Genomic DNA, 21,731 nt, shown 5'->3' on the forward strand with positions numbered 1-21,731 from the left:
CGAAGGGGCGTCTTTTCGATTTATTTGGCCAATGATCCCTGCAGGGAACCTGCATCGAAGTCCGGCTGTGCTTCGATATCGGTGTCACCTGCGGCTTTGGCTTTTTCAAGTGCCGCATTATAGCGAGTATTCAAGTCCTGAAGCTCTTTATCTAAATCTCCACCACCAAAAATGTATCTATTGAAGACATCAACCTTCTTTAGTCCTTCCAGACGTCCCTCACTAATGACCATCGGAGTCGCTGGATAAATCCCGTCTAACTTTGTAGGCAGAAAATCTTCAATCCCTGCAATGTCTGGTGCCTTGGCAACAGTAGCAACCGATGGAATAACCGAAACCCCGTACCCTGCTTCCTGATAAGCAATCTGCACATCATCACTGTACATCCATTCAATAAACTTCCAAGCTTCTTCCTTATGCTTAGAATCCTTGCTCATAGCCAAATAACTTCCTGCAATAACTTGGCTGACACCCTTCTGCTCCCCGTCAATAGTTGGAGGAATCGCAGCTGCCCAGCGAATTTCAGTTGGGAATTGGGTTTTGTAGACCGTCGGCTCAACGGAATGGTTGAAATACATACCGATCTTGCCTTGAGCAAATTGCGCACGCAGCGGGTCGATATCAAGCGATTCCGATCCTGGCATCATGCTTCCATCCACCTTAATCTGCCGCAGCGCCTCAGCAACCTCTTTATACACGCTAAAATCAAATTGCCCGGTCTGGAAGTCGAAGCCCTCTGTGCCCTTAGTCTTGCTAAGTGTTGTTATTGGATAAGCGATACGCTCAAATCCGCTGGTACTTTTGAAATTACCCGCGAAGCCGTAAGCGCCTATATCTTTTCCCGCTGCCGTAATTTTCTTGGCATCCTCGACCATCTCTGCGAGTGTGGTAGGCGGCTCTGTAATGCCAGCCTTCTCGAACAAATCTACGTTATAGATGAGGCGCCAGAACTGACCAATATTGGGAAGGCTATATATTTTGCCGTCAACGGTATTTTTCTCGTTGATAAGTACGTTCTCGAACCGGCTCTTCATCTCTGGTGAAATGTAGCTATCAAAAGATTCCAGATACCCTCTTTTGACCCAGGTTGGCACGTTATAAGTATCCACCCGGAGAATATCAGGCGCCTGCATGCTGGAGAAGGCAATATCCACCGACTGGGTATAGTTCTCTGCCATAACCTTCATTTCAATCTCAATATTGGGATTAAGACCTTCATACTCACTGATTTTTTGTTCAATAAAGTCAGAATCGTGACGATCAATGGTCCAGTAGACCAATTTTGTTTTTTCGGAGTTTGTATTGCTGCTGCTTACCTCCGTATTAGATTCGGATGATGAACAGGCGGCCAACGAGCCAGCCAGCATCAGCGAAACTCCAGCTAATATCCATTTGTTTCTTTTCATCTAAAATGCCTCCCTTTTCTTTTGAAATCGCATTCATTTCTTAAGAAAATTATAATTCCACTGCCCTTTTATCAGTGAAGGAGAAAACAACTGTCAATGGGAGACGAAATCACTGTTTCCCTCCACTTTGGGTAAGGTATATTTTGCACGAAAGTCAGTCGGCGTCATTCCGGTATATTTTTTGAACTGCTCTGTAAAATAGGGACGATCCTCATAGCCCAAAGAGATGGCAATATCCTGAACCTGTATGCCTTCCAGCACTAGCTCCTTGGCTTTGTCCATTCGTCTCCCGATAATATATTGGGCGAGTGTCATCCCCGTCTCCTTTTTAAAAAGATTGGAGAAGTAGCTAGGACTAAGATGCACCTCCCGTGCACAGTCGGCGACGGATAGATTTCGATGCAGATTGCCATTGATATGAGTGATGGCCCGATCCACAAGCATACGCGCGTCGCTGCATTGGCGTTGTTGCAAATACGTACAGCCCAAACGGCAAAATTCCCGAATCTGGCGGCTAAGATCTTCAAATGAAACTGCACTGCTCATGTCTGCAAGTTTGTTTTCCAGAGTTTTAACTTCCGAATCTGTTGCTTTTTCCGAAAAAATCCGATGGATAGAATGAGCCAGTTCAAGACAGAGTGTCTTAACGATGGACGGGTTAGGCGTTGCCGGTGCAGTAATCCAATCATGCCAAATGTTATCCAGCTGCTCCTCTGCTTTGGACAAATTTGCCGAACGCAGACAATAAAGCAATTCTTTCTCCTTGTCATATGAGTATCTGGGTAGCGCGGCATTCACGACTGCATCTTCAACATAGGTGTACACGCTGTTCCCACCATTTAGAAAGGTGTTCGCAAGTGCAGACAGTGCCTGCGCATAAGAAGCAGAAAGCTGCCCTACCTCTTCTACCTCTCCACCCAGTCCAATGGACACCGTCTGGTACGTATACCGATGTACATTTTCCCGGCATTTCTCTGCAAGTTGCTCCATATTCGGCTCCGCCAGAGGGTTCATCACAATAACGAATTGATTCACATTTTCCCGGAACACAATGCCCCGAGTGTATTCAGATATTGTATTTTCCAAAATATTCTGTACGGCAAAGCGGATTAACTCCACCTCGGAAACCGTAAGTTCTGATGTACGTTCCACAAAAAAATCCACTTCCGCTACCATCACGCAAAAGTTATGGTTATTCATCTCGATATTGTAAAAATCCCACTGCTGGCTCAAATGCTGCTGTCTAGTTCCGTAACGGATGAGCAGACGCATATATTCCTGACGCAAATAGGGTAAGCTCTCGCGCAGCTTTTGTTCCATGCCCATCATCTGCTCAGCTTGACTGCGTTCCCGTTCCAACACTTCCTTGGCCTTCAACACGGATTCAAGCACTTGAACCTTGGTGTACGGTTTTACAATCAGATCAAAGGCACCCAGCTTAACAGCTTCCTGGGCATAAGTGAAATCAGAATAACCCGTCAAAAAAATCAGTTTGATGCCTGGCTGCTCCGCTTGAAGGCTTCGCATCATCTCTAAACCATCCTTAAAAGGCATTCGGATATCCGTCAATACGATGTCAGGACGATGCTTGCGGATCTGCTCCAGACCTTCTTCCCCGTCTGCCGCGGTGGCCGCGATCACAATCCCATGTTCCTCCCAAGGAATCCGCTGCGACAATCCGCGGACCACTGCAGGAATATCATCAACAATACATATTTTAATTGAATGGGCGCTCAGGATTTATTCCCCCTTCCACAGGAATGGATAGAACAGCTTCGGTTTCAACACGCGGACTGCTTCGAAAGACCAATCCGGCTTCTTTGCCGTAGTACAGCTGCAGTCGGCTACATATATTAGACAGAGCGTACCCTCCACTGCCGTTCGGCTCCTTCAGCCAGGCATTGAGTTTCTCCGCATTCATGCCGGTTCCGTTATCGGTAACCCGGATGAGCAGTGTGTTTTTGGCTACTTCTACAGAGATCCGGATCACTCCCCCTCCCCTTAATTCCTTAAGACCGTGCAGGATAGAGTTCTCTACCAAGGGCTGAATAATAATTTTCAACACAGGAAGCTCCAGCAGTTCCACTCCGGCATCAATTGTATAGTCAAACAACCCTTCATAACATTGCTGCTGAAGGTTTAGATACTGGCGGACATGTTCCAGTTCCTTGCCTAAGGTCGTAATTTCATACCCGTTGTTCAGTCCCAGCTGAAACAGCGCAGACAGCGAAATGACCATCTGTTTCACGTCCTCATATTCATCCATCTCACATTTCCAGAAAATCGTGTTTAATGTGTTATATAAAAAATGAGGCTCGATCTGCGCCTGAAGCGCCTTGATCTCCGCTTTTCTCTTTTCTTTTTCTGTATCCTTGACTTCAACAATCAACTCGCCGATCCGGTCTAACATCTGGTTAAATTTGCGTCCTGCCTCCCCAATCTCATCCTGGAAAGGACTCTGGAAGCGAGCACTGAGATCCTCCTGCTCTACACGAGACATCGTCCGTTGCAGTTTCAGCAGCGGTCCCAGTAGCAAAGCGGACAGATACCTTGCAAGAAAAAGCGCGATGACGATACATGCCGCCATGATCATCAACACCAGCCATTGAATACTCCGAACAGGTTGCAGCAGTTCCTTTTTGGACAGGTAGCTGACCAACACCCAGTCTTTTGCATACCCTGAACTGGCATAGCTGAGCAGCATTGTCCCGTCACCAGCGGAATATTCAAAATTACCCCGGTCCGCCTCCCTCAGTTTGTCTAAAAACACAGAGTCCCGAGACCATTCCGGGCGTTCCCCGTCTCCGAAGACGCTTGTTCCCTCTTTATTGATCAGTAAAAAACGCGCGGAGCCAAGGCTCCCGCCTCCACTTACAGTATCTTCAAGAATGTCCTCTTTTACATTAACGATCAAAAATAGATCAGGGACATAATTGTCTGTAAGCGGCTGCAAGACTAGGGAAATAACATGATGTTTCCCGGCAAATAGCTCGTCCCGATGGCTCTCCACCCAATTGGATTCAGGTTTCTCCTTAACCCGTTGGTACAGCGAAGATTCTAGAAATGGGGTCAAGGTTCTGCGCTGATTGCTGGTAGAGTAGAAATCCCCGTCCGGCGTACTGATCAAGATAGATTCAATAGAGTTTTCCGTCAACTCTACCTGCGTGAAGGGCGCTTGCAGCATAGAAAAATTGGCAAAAAAACGTTCCATATTATGAGCTTTAATATCCCGGATGGTCTGCTGATAAGCTTCGCTCAACATCATCGTGGAGGAAGCCACAATGATTTGCTTTAACTTCTGGTCTAGGACATTGATTGACTGATTCAGCACATTTTGATTTAACTCGACAGAGTTACGCTCCATCGCCCGAGAAGCAATGGAGTAAGCCAATAAACCAGTGACAGAAATACAGAATACCGTCAGTGCGGTAAAAGACAGCCATATTCTTTTCTTCAAAGAGGTACGATAAACCCAGGCCTTCAGCATGTATTCACATCCTTCTTGAATAGCTGTCCGAAGCCCGCCCCGAATCTAGCCCTTTACAGAGCCAGCTGTCATCTGCATGAACGATTTATTAGCGAAGATATAGACAACAATCATTGGCAACATGGACAGACATGCACCCGCGAGCATCAATTGAGGTTGCGCCGCATCGCCGATACCATATTTTAGCCCCGCCAATCCTACGGTGAGTGTCTGTAATTTGGGCTGAGTCATGGTAAAAACCAGCGGCAGAATATATTCGTTCCATGCTCCGCGGAAGGTCCAGAGCGCCGTGACTCCAAGGGCGGGCGTCAGAAGCGGTAAGATAACTCGAAAGTATACGCTATAGAAATTACAGCCGTCAATAAAAGCAGCCTCATCCAGATCCTTCGGAATCGCTCGTACAAAACCAATCAACATAAAAAATGCCGTAGCATGCGCACTAATCAGAATAATAATGACTCCCCATAACGATTTCTGTAGATTAAGCGCTACCATAAGGTCAAATTGCGGCCGAAGCACCACAGCACCGATCGAGATGAATAGCGTGCAGGACTGAATTACAACATATATACGTTTCCCGTAAAAATCGACTCTCGCTACCGCATATGCGGCCATCGTTCCAATTAATAGAGTGCCTAAGGTGGTAAAGATACTGATAAACACACTGTTCCATGTAAAGCGGGCAAAGTTAGCCGAATTCCAAGCCTGCGCGTAGTTTCCAATCTGCCATGACTTAGGCAGCAAGGTGGTTCCCGTCGTCAACTCCAGATTGGTCTTAAGGGATCCGAAAAAAGCCAGAATAATCGGAAACAACGCAAAAGCCGCCACTATAAGTAGAAAAATCCACAGCAAGGTCCGGGACAGCACCGCTCGGGTCTTGAAGGATCGGACAGGCTGGACCGAAGTATTCTTCGTCTCCGCATGTAATGTACTCACTGTTCATTCTCCTCTCTTTTAATAGATATCATTTAGCTTTTTAGATACATAAAAGTAGACTAAGGTAATCAGACCTACAATAACTGCTGTGGCAAAACCAACCGCACTACCGTAGCCAAATTGCTGAATGCTTGTACCTCCACTGGATACAGGGAAGAACAGCTTATACAGGTACAGGTACATAACTTCCGTCTTGCCATAAGGACCGCCTTCGGTAAGCACCATAATACTCTCATAGCCTTTTAGGGAGGCGGTAATAGCGAGCATAATGATCATTTGCAATACAGGTCCGAGCATGGGAACGGTGATGTTCCACATTTTTCTGAAGGGTCCAGCTCCATCTATAGATGCCGCCTCATAGAGATCCTCAGGAATGTTCTGTAAACCAGCGATAAAGAGCAGCATATAGTTACCGATAGCCCCCCATATCGCAATCATAATAGCTGTTAGTAAGGCATATTTCGGCCCTAGCCAATCTATCGGAGCGGAAATAATTCCAGAGCCGACCAATAGCTGGTTAACCATCCCATTGTATGAATTAAAGATAACGTAGAATACGATGGCCATAACCGAAGCACTGATTACGGTCGGCATAAAGTAAATCGCTCTTAGCAGCTGCCGCCCTTTCAAAGCACGGTTAAGGACAACCGCCAGTAAAAATGATAATGGCAAGGTGATGAGCAGCTTGCCTCCAGCGTAGATAAAGGTGTTGACCACTGACTTCCAGAATTCCTGATCCCTTAATAAGCGCTCGAAATTCTCCAGTCCGATAAACAGGGGTTCGCCGAAGCCCTGGTAATCATAGAACATGTACTTCAGAGCCCAAAAGATCGGATATACTCCAAAAACCAGCGTCAGAATCAAACTGGGAGCAACGAAGGTCCAGGCGTTAATTTGACGTTTTGATAAATTCATTTATTGTTCCTCCTGTCCATTGGACTAAGCTTATGTCCTTAATGATAATTCTATCCGTTCGTAACGGTTAGGGAGAAAGCGACTGCGCTTGGGGGAGAATTTCACTTTTTCAGTTGCTTTGTCCCCTTTCCTTCATTTGTTTATCTATCCCGCCCTTCGTAAAGCCACGTTTATACTAATTAAGAGAAAGCTCACCCACGAAATATGACAACTTTACAAGGAGGTTAGAACTACCGATGATTTCAGCATATGGTGGCGGTACACGCCCCTTCGGGTGTTATACGGAAGGAGAGCTGGAGGGCATACGCCTTAGAATCGAACAGCTTCCCAAGGTCCGGCAAGAGTACGAAAGACAACGGCAGCTATCTGAACAATTTGCCAGCCGAGAAGCTGCTGCGCCACTCCATAAACTCGGCGTGTTCCGGGTAGAACCCTTTGTTTTTAAAACCCCTCCCAGTACGGCCTTCCTGAAGCTTTCTGTACAGATTCGGGGAAAGGGCACGGCACGCATCGGGGGCTTGCGTCTGACTCATTCGCAGCTTGGCTTGCCGGTTGAACTAGCGAATGGCGGTCTAGAATCTGGGATGCTGGGGTGGAGTCAGGACCGAGAAAACGGAAGCAAAGTATATCTAGAGAAATTGGCCAGCTGGCAGCAGGGTCTTCAGCCATCTGGTGTGACTCCATCTGGCGCCACTCTGGCAGACGATTTGCAATGTATCTGCATCAGTAATGAGGAAGTGAAGGGATTGACAATCCTTCATTATGGAGAGACCATACCTGTATACGAAGGTGATCATTACAGCATGCAGACAGCACTCAGTCTGGAAGCTCCTCTAGACGAAGGAATCTGCATCGGGGTCCATTTTCTAAATGCTGCGGGGCAGCCGTTGGGAACCGAGCAGCTCTCCCCGCTTTTTAATCGGCCGACGCTTACCAATTGGGCCTACCTGCTGGAGGCTACGGGAACGGACGCCAATATGTATATGATCACGGGTGAAAGTGAATTTGCGGTTCGAGCCAAGCAAAAGCTCCAGTACATGCTTGCCGATATGCGGGTAGGCATGGATATTTTCCGTAGAGACGGCTGGCATGACGATGATACTTACGGCGCGGTGCATATCGGGAGGGGGCTCGCTGCTGCTTCGGTAATCTACGATCAGATTGCTGGCAGCAGTGTATTCCTCACTGGAGAAGAAACCGAACTTCTCGCTCATTTCCGGTATATCGCAGACATGATGATGGATACCCACTACTACCGGTTTGATCTGGAGACCTTCCCAGATGAAAAGGGAGGAAAACGCAGTAATTGGAATGCCGACCGGGCAACCGGACTGGGTGTATATGCCCTCCTCTTTCCCAATGAAAAACAAAGTGAGGCATATCTTGATCATGCCCTCTCTGTCATCAACTGGCAGCTGGCAGAAGTGGTGGATTCAGACGGCGCATGGCCAGAAAATATTCGCTACCATGGCGCAGTATTGCATCGCTATTTTCTCTTCTTCGTCCTATTAAAGCGTTTGAAGGGCATTGATTATTTCAAGCATGAAAAGGTTAAGGGCATGTACCGTTTCCTAATCGGCACAGTGACTGTACCCGATATTATTCAAGGAGGCTCTTCTGGCTCCCCCATCCTGCTTACACCAGCGGTCGGCGATGCCAATGTGCAGGAACAATGGTTTCGCCTGCTTGGATACGCTGCCCCATTCTATATGGACGAAGACCCCCAGCTTGCCGGGGAAATGCTCTGGACGTGGAAGCACGGCGGAGAACCGATTGAGGATAGTGGCGCATTTCCTCTGCCTCTGGTCGCGCTGTTATATCCACAGCCCGATTTAGCAGAACAAAGGCCTGCACTCGACTCCGTACATTATCCCGATATCGGTTATGTCATCTTCCGCAACGGAGAACAGAACCTTCAGCATTATGCAATCTACGAGGCTTCACCGCTGACTTATCACGCTCATCACGATGAAGGGCACTTCTCCATCTGGGCAGATGGTGTTCCAGTAACCCTTGATTCTGGAACGGGAGGTTATTATAACGGGGATCGGCATTGGTATGTATCCAGCGCAGCTCATAATGTTGTCCAATTTACCGATTCATTCGGAAATTTTGCCAATGGCCCACTGCAAAGCACTTGCAAGGAAGTACGCTTCTCAGAAGAGTTAGATCATGCCAGCAGTCTTATTCCAGATGCTAACGCCAGGGAATATGAGCGGAATTTCTTATTCATTAAAGCAGGCTTTAACGTCTACTTGATATGGGATCGAATCGAGGGAGCATCGAACAGCGTCTGGAATCTGCATACACTCAGTACTGATGCAAGTATCATGGAGCAATCCATTGATGCAGCTTGCCTGAACGGCAAGCACCTAAGCGCTTATATCGCCGAGCCAGAACTTCCAGTGATTACAATGGGAGAAGGCGCTGTAGCCGGGAATTATCCGCTGGCAGAGCAGCAACATTTCCGTGTTTATGGTGGTACAAGCGACTACGTCATTCTGCTTCATCCCCGGACAGAAGATGCTCCTTCACTACAGCTTGAACAGCTTGATTATGAAGAGGCTGTCGAAGGAGTACGCTTGTACAGGATATCCCGTACGGATGGAAAATGGTTTATCGCCGCCATCAACGGCACCAAGGAGGAACGCCTTGTTACTATTCCGGGTCTCGGACCGCTTAGGCTTCTCGGAGAACCTGAGTCAACGTCCGGGCAACCTGAACCAACCCAATTAAGAATTGAGGCAGGCAAAATTCATATCGCCATGCCCCGATAACTATATAGAAGGAGGAAGATTAGAACATGAGCAATCTTGGAGTATGGGAACCAGCAGAACCGGGAGTTAAACGCTGTATCTTGAATGCTGCAGCCAGTCTGATGATGATGGAGGTTCATTTCGAAAAGGGAGCCGAGGGCTATGAGCATAGCCATCCTCACGAGCAGATGAGCTACTGTCTGCGTGGAAGCTTTGAATTTCGTATTGACGGCGAGAAGCATAAGGTAACCGCGGGGCAAAGTATTGCCATACCGCCAGATGCAAAGCACGGTGTAACCGCATTGGAAGCAGACTCCGCGCTGCTCGATGTCTTTACACCAATCCGCGAGGATCTGCTGAAACGCTAATAAATATATATCTGGCAGCAAAAAAAGGCCCAATCATTCCATTTCTTAGGGAATGATTGGGCTTCTGTTATTTTTCAGCTTGGTACCGTTCCACTTCAAGTGATGCTAATAACAATGGAGCGACGCCCATAGGCACATCCGACAGTACGTCCTCAGAGATATAGTAATCGTATGAGCCATTACGGTCTTTGCTCAGACCCGCTCCATGACAAATCTGGTGCAAGTGAACACCTTGTTCATCCTCTTCAGTCAAATGCGTCAGAATGCCTTCATATCCTTGCAACATCGCCTCTATAAAAGAGGGTTCCAGATAACCTAATCTTAGTCCCTTAGCCATCGCATAAACAAACATGCACGAGCCGGAAGCTTCAAGATAATTGCCTTTTCTCCCCGCTTGATCTAACACCTGGTACCAGAGGCCAGTCTCCTTGTCTTGAACCTCCAGAAGCGCGCCGCACATCCGCTGGAAAATGCCAATGATCGTCCCCCGCTGCGGATGAGTGAGCGGAAAATGCTCCAGGCAATCAACCACAGCCATCGCATACCAACCCATCGCCCGGCTCCAGAAATGAGAGGACAATCCGGTAGACGAGTCAGCCCATTCTTGCTCTTTGGACTCATCCCAGCCATGATAGAGCAGGCCGGTCCGTGGATCGCGGGTCCGTCGCTCGACCAGCAGCAGCTGATGCGCCGCTTCGTCAATCAGTTCAGGTCGTTGAAAGACCTTGCCGTATTCCGCTAGGAATGGCGATGCCATGTACAGCCCGTCCAGCCACATCTGGAAAGGGTATACCTTCTTATGCCAGAATCCCCCTTCGGAGGTGCGGGGATGTCCAATAAGCTGTGCGGCCAGCAAATGGGCTGCTTCAGCATACCGTTTTTCTCCGGTTTTCTGGTATAGCAGGAACAGGTTTTTCCCCTCGTTAATCTGGTCCAGATTATATTCTTCCAGCCTGTAGGTACGGATGGAACCATCTTCTCCAATAAATGTGTCCATATGCCGCTCCATAAAGGAGATATACTCAGGCTGGTCGAGCTGAACACCCGCCCGGGCCATTGCCATCAGCAACATGCCCGGAACATACGCCCATCTTTCCAGCACATATTCATGCTCTCCCTGCTTGTTGCACCCTCCAAGAATCGTATTCGCAATTTTACTGGACAAGCGAACGGTTGTTGCTTCAGTTATAGACATCCTTATTCCTCCTTCGTTTGTCATCCATATGAAGTCTAATCTTATGCTCAGGTGAGCTGCTTGCGCAGCCAGGCAAAGGCTGGTTCACCATGAATCTCATGACCTCCGGTGAAGAAGTCCGCTTCTACCTGTCCGATATGATTCGCCGACCTGTAAATCGTCTGCAACTGGGTTAAAGCAGATTTTGTTCCGCGCGGGCCAAACAGATGATCGGCATCTCCCGATTCGAGGAACAGGCCACGTGGGGCAATGAGGCCCAGTAGATCAGGCATCTCCGCTTCCAGCAAAATCCCTGGAATATAATTGTCAAGGCAATGATTGCGTGTCAGAATACTGTCCACGAAAGTATTGGCATACCCGCTTACGACCGCACAAGCGATTCGTTCGTCAAGTGCAGCTGTGAAGCCAGCTACCAGTCCTCCACCGGAAATACCCATAATTCCAATCCGTTCGCTCTCAACCTCTTTTCTTGTCTGCAAATAATCCAGTGCCCGCATGGTTTCGTAGATACGGTAGCCGGCCATCGTCTTCCCAACCATCAACAATGCTGATGACAGGCGGAAGCAGGAATTACGTCCAGGCTCCCCGCTTGTTAGGTCTTCTTCCAGTCGTCTGTCGCCAAAGCCGAACAGCTCCGGAGCCGCCACTACAAAACCCTGTTTTACCAGTGAAACAGCGAAGTCCTTGTGCAGCCCGGGATCTCCCTGCCGATCCGATCCGTCCGGATTCAAGCCTACGATCTCCCGGCTTCCATAGCCATGTCCATGAATGGCAAGAACGGCAGGGGCAGGGGTAGAGAACGGCTGATCCGGGATCAAAAGATACAGCGGCATGCGCAACCCTTCATAGGTAGTTATCTCTATACGTTCACGGGTATACCCGGAGCAGACTGTACGTTCCAGCAGAACCGGTTGCAGCTCCTCAGCTATTTCTGGAAAGCCACCTAATCGCTCCGTAAATGCTGCGGTAAGCTCATCGCGCCATTGCTGAAAGGGTATATCTTTGCTGAAAGCCGAGTTGCGTTGAGCTGAACCAGATAGTTCTTTCATGTATTGTTCCAGAGGCTCCATCCGAAGTGCTCCTTCCCTTAATATCCTTCAGGATGCCAGCCATCAAGCACGGACAGCACCCTATACTCCGCAGCTTCCTGTGGAATCAGCTGCCGCGACCATGCAGCTCTGGCTTCGGGATTAGCTCCCGGTCCACTGCTGCCATATTCTTCATAGCGGCTAGTTTCCTCCCTGTCCGGCTGCCCCCAATTATGCCAGCCTTCGCCGATAATCGAACTGTCCATGACCGTGCGGATAAAAGCAACATGTGCATAAGGGCGCCAAGGTCTGCCAAGATACACTTCACTTACACCTTGACCGCCAGTAATTTCACAATCGAGGAATACATAACCAAACGATGCGTCTTCAGGCGTTGATGCGGCTGTAATATATCCTCTGGAACGTTTGTTATGCAGCCGGCAACGTTCAAACAAAGCCGTAGCCGCGCCAAAAATATAATCCACATCGCCTTCAATGTAGCATTCGTTATAATATTGCTTCCCTTGCCCTGTATACAAAGTATCCTGATCACCCAGCAGGCGTACACGCCGGAATACAGCATGACCAGCATCAACAAAAGCAGCCACCGCCTGGCCAGTGCCGGGACCTGATGCATTTCGAATGGTCAGATTTTCAGCCGTGAAATGCTCAGCGAATACATTCAAGGTGCCGGATTTGAACGTGCCAAGCGGCTCTCCGTCCGGACCTAAAGTATGGGCGTTGTCTGACCAGGTAATGATGGTGGAATTCGTGTCTTCCCCCAATAGCAGAACCGGAGGCGTTCCCTGTTTCACTGTAATTTTTTCCTCGTAAATGCCGGGTTTGATACGAATCGTCACTTCTTCCTTGTGTTCCTGTGGAATTGAATCCAACGCTGCCTGTAGACTACTGAATCCTTCGTCGACACTCTTAGAGACTGTAATTAACATCTGCGGCTCCTTTCCTATCAACCTGAGTTTATTCTATAATAACCGTAACGCTTCGTAAGAGAAGAGGAGAATTATGACTAGCCTGACTAGCCCCAATCACAAATATCATATTGAAGAAGACCGCTACAGCATCCAACATATGAAACGTAAAGGCATCACTGCTATGCCACGTCCCCACAGCCATAACTTAGCCGAGCTGTACTATCTGATACAAGGGGAGCGGGTATACTTTGTGGACGACCGAGTCATTACGGTTCATAAGGGTGAGCTTATTCTTATCTCCGGCCGGGAGCTTCATTCCACAGCAAGCTCGGAAGTAGCCGAGTTCGAGCGGATTCTGATCAACTATGATCCTGCTCTTCTACCGCCTTCCCTGCAGAGTGAAGCCATCTGGTTTCATGACCGCGGGTACCGCTTGTTCAAGCTGACCCTGCGCGAGCAGGACGAAGCGGAAATCCTAATGAACCGGATGCTGGAAGAATGCCGGTTGCAGCGGCCGTATTACGAAACCAGCGTAATCGCTTTATTCTCCGAGCTGATGATTCTCCTTCAGCGTTCAGAGAGTATCTCACAAGCTGGAGGGACGAAACATCCGCTCCATCATCTAGTAACTGATGTAGCCACCTATATCCGCGATCACTACCGTGAGGCCCTTACTCTGGAAGAGACTGCAAGTAATTTTTACATTAGTCCTTCATACTTGAGCCGGGTATTTCACCGATTGACGGGTTTTCACTTTCGGGAATACATCGTTCATGTCCGCGTAAGGGAAGCCGAACGCCTGCTTGTCGGATCTACAGGCAAAATCCAGGAGATCGCCTCCGCTGTCGGATTTGAACATCTTTCCCATTTCAATAAAACATTCAAAAAATCAACCGGTCTGACCCCGCTCCAATACCGAAAAGAAGCAAGGTCACACCCACGGAAGTTCAAGACGGATTTCCATCATCCATAGAATTTTTTATCTCTCTGTGATCGTCAAATCTTCGGAATTAGTGAGCGTGACGTGGCTGCATCTATGCGCTGTTATCTTCGGCATTTCCGAAGTCTGCAACCGGATACGATCCAGCTTAAGCCCCGTAGCATGCCGCAGCACAATTCCCCGGTCACTCACTGCGTGGAATTTTTCAATGGTTAGATCAGCAAGCGGCATCTCCGGCAGCCCGTTAACCAGTAGAGCGGTTGCCGCACCATGGCACACAATGTTCTTCAGGGTAATCTTCCGAAATTGCGGAGTTTCCTCTGTAACCGAAAATAACTGCTCGTCATACCCTTCCGATCCTTCAACCCCTGCATAGAACATATGAAAGGATACAGCCTCGTGGATGATGCCGGTCATGTTGATATTCTCCATTACAATATCCTCCACCACACCGCCTCTTCCCCGGGTGCTTTTGAACCGCAGGCCGATGTCCGTGCCGATGAACAGGCAGTCACTAACTCGAACTGCATGTACACCTCCGGACATCTCGCTGCCGATCACAACGCCTCCATGTCCATGATATACCGTGCAATTCCGGATGGTAATATACTGGCAGGGCATTCCCCACTTACGGCCTTCCTCATCCTTGCCTGACTTGAGACAGATGGCGTCATCACCCACATCAAAGCTGCTGTGCTCAACTAGAGCATGCGTGCAGGATTCCAAATCAAGGCCATCCCCGTTCTGCGAATACCAAGGATTACGTACCTGAACATTTCGTACGGTAATCTGTTCGCAACCAATGGGATGAAGACACCAAGCAGGTGAATTCTGGAAGGTCGGCCCTTCCAGCAGCACCCGCCGGCAGTTGCGCAGGCTAAGTAACGTCGGACGCAGATACGTACGAGCAGGCAGATAAGCCTCCATACTAGTTTCTCCCTTGTCCCACAGCTTCCGGCAGAAGTCCTCACCTTCCATGGCTTCCCGGGAAGGCCACCATACTTCGCCCTGGGGATCAAGTACTCCTCCAGATTCGATCAAACGCTCCCATTGCTTCTCGGTCATCTTAAACCGCTTCACTGGACGCCAGCCTTCACCGCTGCCGTCGAATATTCCCTCACCGGTTATTGCCACATCGCTTAAGCCTTCTCCATCGAGCGGAGCCTGACAGCGCCAGCCGGCATTCCCCTCATAATGGGAAGAAAGTAGCGGATACAAGGTATGATCAGGATCAAACTGCACCAATGCTCCCTTGTCTACATACAGATTAATTCGACTATGCAAAGTAAGAGGTCCTGTGCGCCAGATACCAGCGGGAATAACAACCTTTCCGCCTCCCGCTGCAGCGCAGGCGTCCAGTGCAGCCTGAATAGCAGAGGTACATAGCGTTAATCCACCCTCTTCCGCCCCATAATCCGTGATTGTAAAAGTCCGCTCGGGAATCTGGGGAAGCTCGGGAATCGGATACGTATTGGTTACAAGATTGCTGCTCATTGAATTTCACCTCCTCCTATTACTCAAGTCCTTCATAGCTAAACCAGTCGAAATCAGCATAGCTTTCGCTCTTTGCACCTTGAGAGCTTGTGTACATCCCGAGGTATGCTCCTGTGAACCCTCCGGCCAGATCGGTGCTGAGCACTCTGCCATCCGTCCGTTCGCAGAAGGCTGTCCACTTGGCGGCTTCAGAAGGTCTGTAATAGAAGCTGTACTCTTGTCCTCTGGCTTCCACCTTAAGCTGTACCTGATCCTGTGGATATGGCACTGACGCCAGCAGCTGCTCGCTGCCCCCCATCCGATGAATCAGCTGTAATACACGTTCGCCTGCCTCCAGCCCCAGTTCATAACGGAAGTGGTGATCCGCATTTTGGAGGAGAACAAGACCAGCCACTTCCCCTTCTGCAGCGGGACTAAACGTCATATCAGTCGCCGCCCTGAAGCTCAAATGCTGCTGGCGTCTACCGATATAAGATGGATTGGCAATCTCCGAGAGCCGTTCTGGCTTCAGGCGAAGCCGCAGAACTCCGGGCTTGTCGGTGAGACTCCAGAATTCACCCCGCGGTGTCCGCAGGAAATTCCAGATCGGTGCCAGCTCATAACCTATAAACTCATCGCGCGCAGGCAATTCCGGCCATTTTGTCTCCGGCAAATCCGGAGCCTCCGTCTCAAATTCCAGCACCCCTTTGCCGGGATTGACCACAGGCCATTCGTTCTCCCAGATTACCGGTGTCAGGAAGGTTTCACGTCCCAGATTGCGGTAATAACCACCGCTGGTTCGTGAAGCCAAGCAGAACATCCACCAGTCACCATGCTGAGTCTCCACTAGCTCTCCATGACCCACATTAACAATAGGATACGCTCTGCCAAGATGGCGATGCGTCAGAATCGGATTGGCTTTATGGCCCTCATAAGGACCTGTCACACTCTTGCTTCTGGCAATCGTAATCGCATGAGTATGCCCGGTTCCGCCCTCGGCAATCAGCACGTAATACCAAGCGCCGATCTTATAAATATGCGGTCCCTCTTGCGCATGAGCTACCTTGAGTGCGCCTTGCCAAATACTATGCTTCGGACCGATTAGCTTCCCTTGGCTGAGATCAATCTCCTGCAGCCAGATATCCATATGCTTCGGATAATCCTGCCCTTCCGGCGGAACACGGTTGCCGGTATAATACACCTTGCCGTCTTCATCGAAGAACAAAGAGGAGTCAATACCGGGTGCATCCTCCAGCCATACAGGGTCAGACCAGTCTCCGGCCGGATCGGTTGTTGTTACATAGAAATTATGCTGGTTCTTGTCATTGTCAATAAAAGTAGTAATCATATAGAAAACTCCCTCATGATAGCGGAGCGTCGGTGCCCAAATGCCCATGGAGGGAATCGAGTGATCCAGATTGAGCTGGGACGGGCGGTCCAGTACATGGCCAAGCTGGCGCCAATTGACCAGATCCTTGCTGTGGAAGATAGGAACGCCTGGGAAAAATTCAAAGCTTGAAGTCACAAGATAATAATCTTCACCAACACGGATAGCGGAAGGGTCAGGATAAAATCCCGGCAGCACTGGATTGCGGAATGTTCTCATTAAAAGTAATCCTCCTCAAAACAATTCAAATGTAAGCACCACCAATTATAGTTCGTATAAGTTTAACTTTCTTGTATTTTCTATGTTCTATTTCTTCATTTTTATACTTTCATGCTATATTGCCCATATTTCACTCCTTGTCAGCGAATAGCCTTTCCCTCTAGAATGGGTGTAATAGGATTTACCTGAAGGGGTGAGCAGCTTGGGAAAAAGAAAGAAATTGTACTCCCGCTTTTTTATGAGCCTAACCGCGATTTCAGTTTGCTGTATTCTAGTACTGGCTGTAGTGATCTTTTATTGGTACCGGAATATTACGATAGATAATGTCAACAAGGCGAACCAAAATGTACTGGTGAATACTGAAACCGTTTTTACAAACTATGAAGAGATCGTCCAGAATTACGCTATGGACTTCTATAGGAATCCAAACATCAACGCGCTCATGATGAATGGCGATACCAGCTGGAGCGATCAGTTGTACAGTGCCCTAAGCCAAATCCGCGGAGCATTGGTTGTGAACCAATATATGGAGAATGCCTACATCATGGGAGTGGATGAGCCTGTTGCCATGTTCGAAAACCTTCCGCTAAGCCCTGAATCCAAGCTGGAGCTGTTCTCGAGAATGCGGGATAACATTATTGTTGAATCACCGTTTCTGTGGGAGGCAACCTTGAATAACGGTGCCCCCATTACCCTGCTCACCGTGTTCTATAATGACCGGGCATTTGCGGATAGCGAATATAATGGTGCGGTAGCGCTGACCGTCAATTTGGGAAAGCTGCAGAATAATCTGTTTACGCAAAAAGAAGGCGAAGCCACCCGTTACGCTGTGCTTGACGGAAAAGCATCGGTGCTCATGCACAGTGCATTATCTGACATCTCTCTGGAAGAGGGCATGTTAAAGCAGGTGGTGTCCTCCACCTCTGAGAGAGGCTCTTTTGTCTATAGGGGAGGTGAAGAGCCGCAGCTGATTACTTATGTATATTCTGCAGCGGACAAGCTGTGGTTTGTGTCGGAGACTTCCTACAAGGATAGCATCCGTGATATCTCCAATGCCCGCAATCTGATGACTGGCCTATGCTTGGCCTTGATTGCCGCCGCATCTATAACCGCCAACCTGATCTCGCGGCGGATGTATAAGCCAATCGGCCGGCTGTTCGGCAATATCGCTCATCTATCTGGCAATGAAGAAGCGCTGAAAACCGGTGGCGATTTCGATACCGTAAGCCAGGAGCTCGAACAGATTGGCGTTAAGCTGGAGCAGCTAAAAAAAGAAAGCGATGATAGCGCCTTGATGCGGTGGCTGCTTTCCCCGCAGAGAACACCGGAGAACAGCAGGACACCCCTGATGAGTATAGCCGCTGCTGGGGGAGCATATTGTGTATGCGTGCTGGCCGCTCTGGAGCCCGAACAACCTGAAGACTCCGACTTCCGGCATACCTTTGAGGAAAACATACAGCAGATTGAACATGCCTTCTGTGAACTTGCAGCCATTCAATCCTTCCGCCCGCATCAGGGCACTGCTGTGCTGATTCTGAGCGAGCTTCACAGCGGCAGCTTCGGCGATTACGCTTTGTACCGCGGCAAATGGGAAGAAGTCGCCGCTCAGCTGCAGCTTTCCGGAGCCTGCTGCGCCTTCGGAATCAGCGGGCTGACGGATGATTTAAACCTACTGAGGGCTAAATACAATGAAGCTGCGGACTGTCTGCAATATAATAAATTTCATGTGCAGCAGAACATCATCTTTGCCGATGATACGATCCATCTGAACAGCAGCCCAATGCCCGACAGTGCCCTTGAACCGGTACTGCAAGCCGTTAAGCAGACGGAACTCTCTAACCATATTCCGCAGGCAGTGGAGAGATTGCTGGCAGTAGCCTGCAGTTACCGTGTCGAGCCTGCCACCATCGCTTTATCGAGACTGGTCTTTGAGCTCAGTCGCACGGCTGAGCTTAATGCAGACGTCCAGCATTCCGGCTTTCTAGATAATTACCAGCATATCTGGCAGATCCAAAGCTATGACAAGCTATGGAATTGGATTGTAGACAGCTGTTATACCGCCCACGAGCGCATTGCCAGCATGAGTGCTGTACAGACCAAGAGCATTGCTGGTGAAGCCATTTGTTATATCAGAGATCATTATGATGACTCCAGGCTCTCCCTTAATGCCCTTGCCGACAAGCTATCGCTAAGTCCCGCTTATCTCAGTAGACTTATTGCCGACGAAGTAAACTGCAGCTTTCCCGATTTCGTTAACCTGCTGCGTCTGGAGCAGGCGCAGATGTTATTAGTCACAGAGCTTGGCTTGGATATCCGGGAAATTGCCGAGAAAGTGGGCTACAACAGCAGCACCTATTTTACAACCCAGTTCAAAAAGCGTTATGGGGTTACACCTTCCAAATGGAGAATGAATCATATTCTGCAAAAACAGAATCTTCCTGATTGACCCGCTAAAAGTAAGGAACAAAGGGGATGTCCCGGCAGCATTTTCATAGCCGGAGACATTCCCTTTTTGACTTTCTATGAATAATCCCTCGCGTCGCATATACTATGAGATTTCCCTTTAAATCAGGCTTTTTAGCACCTAAAAAACAAAAAAGTTCTGTTTTTTTCGTTTTTTTAAGCCGTCCTTTTCCGCTTTTTTTAACTTTTTTCCGTTTATTATGATAGCGTTTACATTCCGGGTGGATTTATGATTTTCATGTAAAGCGTTCTCCTAAAACAAGGGACGGAAATGACAACGCTAGTATAAAGGAGTGGACTGTTAATGATGCAAGAGGCTACATCGGAGACACAAGGAATGCCAAGTCCGGGAATCAGGACGGCCAAAGCCAAGAGCTTCCGTAAATCCCTAAGGAAGGACAGCTCGCTTTATTTGCTCGCTCTTCCGGGAATCGTCATTCTAATTCTTTTTGCTTATCTGCCGATGAGTGGTCTGATTCTCGTCTTTAAAAATTACAACTTCAACGACGGAATCTTCGGCAGCCCGTGGGCCGGCTTCTCTAATTTCGAGTTTTTCTTCTCTAGTATGGAAGATTCTCTTAGGGCTACACGCAACACGGTGATGTTAAATGCGCTGTATATGCTAACCGGCACGTTTTTTTCAGTGGCCATCGCCATTATTCTAAATGAGCTGCGCAGCAAATGGTTTATCAAAATCACGCAGAGCGTCATGTTTTTCCCGTATTTTATTTCCTGGATTATTATCGGAGCCATTCTGTTCTCCCTGCTGGATTACGACAAAGGCATTATGAACCAGTTGCTCCAGACATTCGGCTTCTCTCAGGTTGACTGGTATTCCAGCCCTTGGCTGTTCGTAATCATTCTCGTGCTAGCGAATATCTGGAAAAGCGCTGGTTACGGCGCCATCATCTATTATGCGGTGCTGCAAGGCATCGACACTTCCTATTATGAAGCTGCAAGAATCGATGGTGCCTCCAGATGGCAGATTATCACCAAAATTACGGTGCCAATGCTGATTCCGTCGATCATTCTGATGACGCTGCTGGGCATCGGGGGCATGCTGAAAGGCGATCTCAGTATGATTATGGGGGTAACGTTCCTGAATCCGTTGCTTCTGCCGACTACCGACATTATCGATGTGTATGTATACCGCACAGCCATCCGTTCCGGTGAATTCGGCTTTGCTTCAGCCATTACGCTCTATCAATCCGTCTTTGGTTTCATTCTGGTGCTGGTGGCCAACAAATTAGCCGGCTGGTATGACAAAGACAGCAAACTATTTTAGGAGACTGATAAGATGCAAACTACCGAAAACAAAGGCCTGCTCATTTTCTTTTACATCTGTATTGCCGTATTTTCAGTAATCTGTCTAGCGCCGTTTATTCTGGCAGTATCCGGCTCATTATCTACCGAATCCAGAATCGCCGCGGAAGGATATTCGTTCTGGCCCAGAGGCTTCACCTTTGAAACCTATGAATTCCTGTTTGGCTCCAAGGCGCAGCAGATTCTGCGGGCGTATTCCATGTCGGTGATCGTTACGGTGCTGGGTACCGTGTCGGCCGTATTGGTGACCACCGCTTATGCTTATGTCATATCCGTTAAAGGCTTCCGGCTCAAAAATTTCTTCGCCTTTTTCGCCTATTTTACAATGCTGTTCAGCGGAGGAACGCTGCCATGGTATCTGCTTAGCACCAAATATTATCATTTGGGCGATACGCTCATCGGCCTGTTCATCCCTTATGTGCTAAGCGTCTTTCTGATGTTTCTCATGGCTAACTATTTCCGCAGCATCCCGCATGAAATTGTGGAATCTGCGCAAATCGATGGTGCCGGACATCTGCGTATCTTCTTCAGCATTATGATTCCGCTGGGCCGCGTCGGACTGGTCACCATCTCGCTCTTTTACGCACTGCAATTCTGGAATGACTTCTATTTGCCACTAATGCTGGTATCCGATCAGGATCTCTATACGATTCAATATTTGATGTACAACATGATGGCGAACATTCAGTTCCTGGCTTCCGGCAACGCTGCTCAAATTGGTGGAGCTATCATCGCACCGCCACTGGAGACAGCCAAAATGGCAATGACCTGTCTGACCGTTTTGCCAATCGCCATATTATATCCTTTTCTCCAGCGCTTTTTTGTCAAAGGCATTATCGTAGGTTCAGTCAAAGGCTAATTTCCAGCAAAGATACCAAATTATGTTCGGTTGCACCGGGTTTA

16 protein-coding genes are annotated in these 21,731 nt (G+C 48.6%); 6 read left to right on the forward strand and 10 right to left on the reverse strand.

The window, feature by feature from the left end; genetic code table 11:
• Window positions 1-20: 20 nt before the first annotated feature.
• From NST45_RS17915 to NST45_RS17935, 5 genes are all read right to left on the reverse strand, one after another.
• Window positions 21-1,406, reverse strand: a complete 1,386-nt coding sequence (locus tag NST45_RS17915; protein ID WP_038569657.1) for a sugar ABC transporter substrate-binding protein — start codon at window positions 1,404-1,406, stop codon at window positions 21-23.
• Window positions 1,407-1,499: 93 nt separating this feature from the next.
• A complete protein-coding gene (locus NST45_RS17920) occupies window positions 1,500-3,146 on the reverse strand; it encodes a response regulator (RefSeq protein ID WP_076140866.1) in 1,647 nt (548 codons plus the stop codon).
• A complete protein-coding gene (locus NST45_RS17925) occupies window positions 3,124-4,893 on the reverse strand; it encodes a sensor histidine kinase (RefSeq protein WP_076140864.1) in 1,770 nt (589 codons plus the stop codon). Before NST45_RS17925 ends, NST45_RS17920 begins: the two co-directional genes overlap by 23 nt.
• 45 nt (window positions 4,894-4,938) lie before the next feature.
• Window positions 4,939-5,760, reverse strand: coding sequence for a carbohydrate ABC transporter permease (locus NST45_RS17930; RefSeq protein WP_232061512.1), 822 nt, complete (start codon window positions 5,758-5,760; stop codon window positions 4,939-4,941).
• An 87-nt stretch (window positions 5,761-5,847) separates the two neighbouring features.
• Window positions 5,848-6,744: a sugar ABC transporter permease gene (locus NST45_RS17935; protein WP_038569654.1), complete on the reverse strand. Its 897-nt coding sequence runs from the start codon at window positions 6,742-6,744 to the stop codon at window positions 5,848-5,850.
• Window positions 6,745-6,980: 236 nt separating this feature from the next.
• Between NST45_RS17935 and NST45_RS17940 the strand changes: the two genes are divergently transcribed.
• Window positions 6,981-9,521: a heparinase II/III family protein gene (locus NST45_RS17940; protein ID WP_076140862.1), complete on the forward strand. Its 2,541-nt coding sequence runs from the start codon at window positions 6,981-6,983 to the stop codon at window positions 9,519-9,521.
• Window positions 9,522-9,547: 26 nt separating this feature from the next.
• Window positions 9,548-9,868, forward strand: a complete 321-nt coding sequence (locus tag NST45_RS17945) for a cupin domain-containing protein (protein ID WP_036683993.1) — start codon at window positions 9,548-9,550, stop codon at window positions 9,866-9,868.
• 67 nt (window positions 9,869-9,935) lie between these two features.
• On the opposite strand, the gene NST45_RS17950 is transcribed toward NST45_RS17945, so the two are convergent.
• The 3 genes from NST45_RS17950 to NST45_RS17960 are packed head-to-tail and all read right to left on the reverse strand — an operon-like array spanning window position 9,936 to window position 13,041.
• Window positions 9,936-11,063 carry a glycoside hydrolase family 88 protein gene (locus NST45_RS17950; protein WP_036683994.1) on the reverse strand — a complete coding sequence of 376 codons (1,128 nt, stop codon included), beginning with the start codon at window positions 11,061-11,063 and terminating at the stop codon, window positions 9,936-9,938.
• 47 nt (window positions 11,064-11,110) lie between these two features.
• The gene (locus tag NST45_RS17955; protein ID WP_036683996.1) at window positions 11,111-12,133 is read right to left on the reverse strand and encodes an alpha/beta hydrolase family protein; all 1,023 of its coding nucleotides are present in this window, start codon (window positions 12,131-12,133) and stop codon (window positions 11,111-11,113) included.
• A 17-nt stretch (window positions 12,134-12,150) separates the two neighbouring features.
• The gene (locus tag NST45_RS17960; RefSeq protein ID WP_036683998.1) at window positions 12,151-13,041 is read right to left on the reverse strand and encodes a pectinesterase family protein; all 891 of its coding nucleotides are present in this window, start codon (window positions 13,039-13,041) and stop codon (window positions 12,151-12,153) included.
• Between the two features lie 73 nt (window positions 13,042-13,114).
• Here NST45_RS17960 and NST45_RS17965 point away from each other — a divergent pair, with 73 nt between their 5' ends.
• A complete protein-coding gene (locus NST45_RS17965) occupies window positions 13,115-13,996 on the forward strand; it encodes an AraC family transcriptional regulator (RefSeq protein WP_076140860.1) in 882 nt (293 codons plus the stop codon).
• A 6-nt stretch (window positions 13,997-14,002) separates the two neighbouring features.
• Here the strand turns inward: NST45_RS17965 and NST45_RS17970 are convergent, their stop codons facing one another.
• Together NST45_RS17970 and NST45_RS17975 are read right to left on the reverse strand one after the other, a co-directional pair.
• A complete protein-coding gene (locus NST45_RS17970; RefSeq protein WP_038569644.1) occupies window positions 14,003-15,457 on the reverse strand; it encodes a glycoside hydrolase family 28 protein in 1,455 nt (484 codons plus the stop codon).
• A gap of 19 nt (window positions 15,458-15,476) precedes the next feature.
• Window positions 15,477-17,042, reverse strand: a complete 1,566-nt coding sequence (locus tag NST45_RS17975; RefSeq protein WP_076140858.1) for a glycoside hydrolase family 43 protein — start codon at window positions 17,040-17,042, stop codon at window positions 15,477-15,479.
• 202 nt (window positions 17,043-17,244) lie between these two features.
• On the opposite strand from NST45_RS17975, the gene NST45_RS17980 reads away from it, so the two are divergent.
• The 3 genes from NST45_RS17980 to NST45_RS17990 all read left to right on the forward strand — a co-directional run bounded on the left by NST45_RS17980 (window position 17,245) and on the right by NST45_RS17990 (window position 21,687).
• Window positions 17,245-19,488, forward strand: a complete 2,244-nt coding sequence (locus NST45_RS17980; protein WP_076140857.1) for a helix-turn-helix domain-containing protein — start codon at window positions 17,245-17,247, stop codon at window positions 19,486-19,488.
• A gap of 321 nt (window positions 19,489-19,809) precedes the next feature.
• Window positions 19,810-20,790, forward strand: coding sequence for an ABC transporter permease subunit (locus tag NST45_RS17985; protein ID WP_051491306.1), 981 nt, complete (start codon window positions 19,810-19,812; stop codon window positions 20,788-20,790).
• A 12-nt stretch (window positions 20,791-20,802) separates the two neighbouring features.
• Window positions 20,803-21,687, forward strand: coding sequence for a carbohydrate ABC transporter permease (locus NST45_RS17990; RefSeq protein ID WP_036684008.1), 885 nt, complete (start codon window positions 20,803-20,805; stop codon window positions 21,685-21,687).
• The last annotated feature ends 44 nt before the right edge of the window (window positions 21,688-21,731 follow it).

Origin of the sequence: Paenibacillus sp. FSL R7-0163 (assembly GCF_037969975.1) — a bacterium.
Lineage (GTDB): Bacteria > Bacillota > Bacilli > Paenibacillales > Paenibacillaceae > Paenibacillus_AQ > Paenibacillus_AQ odorifer.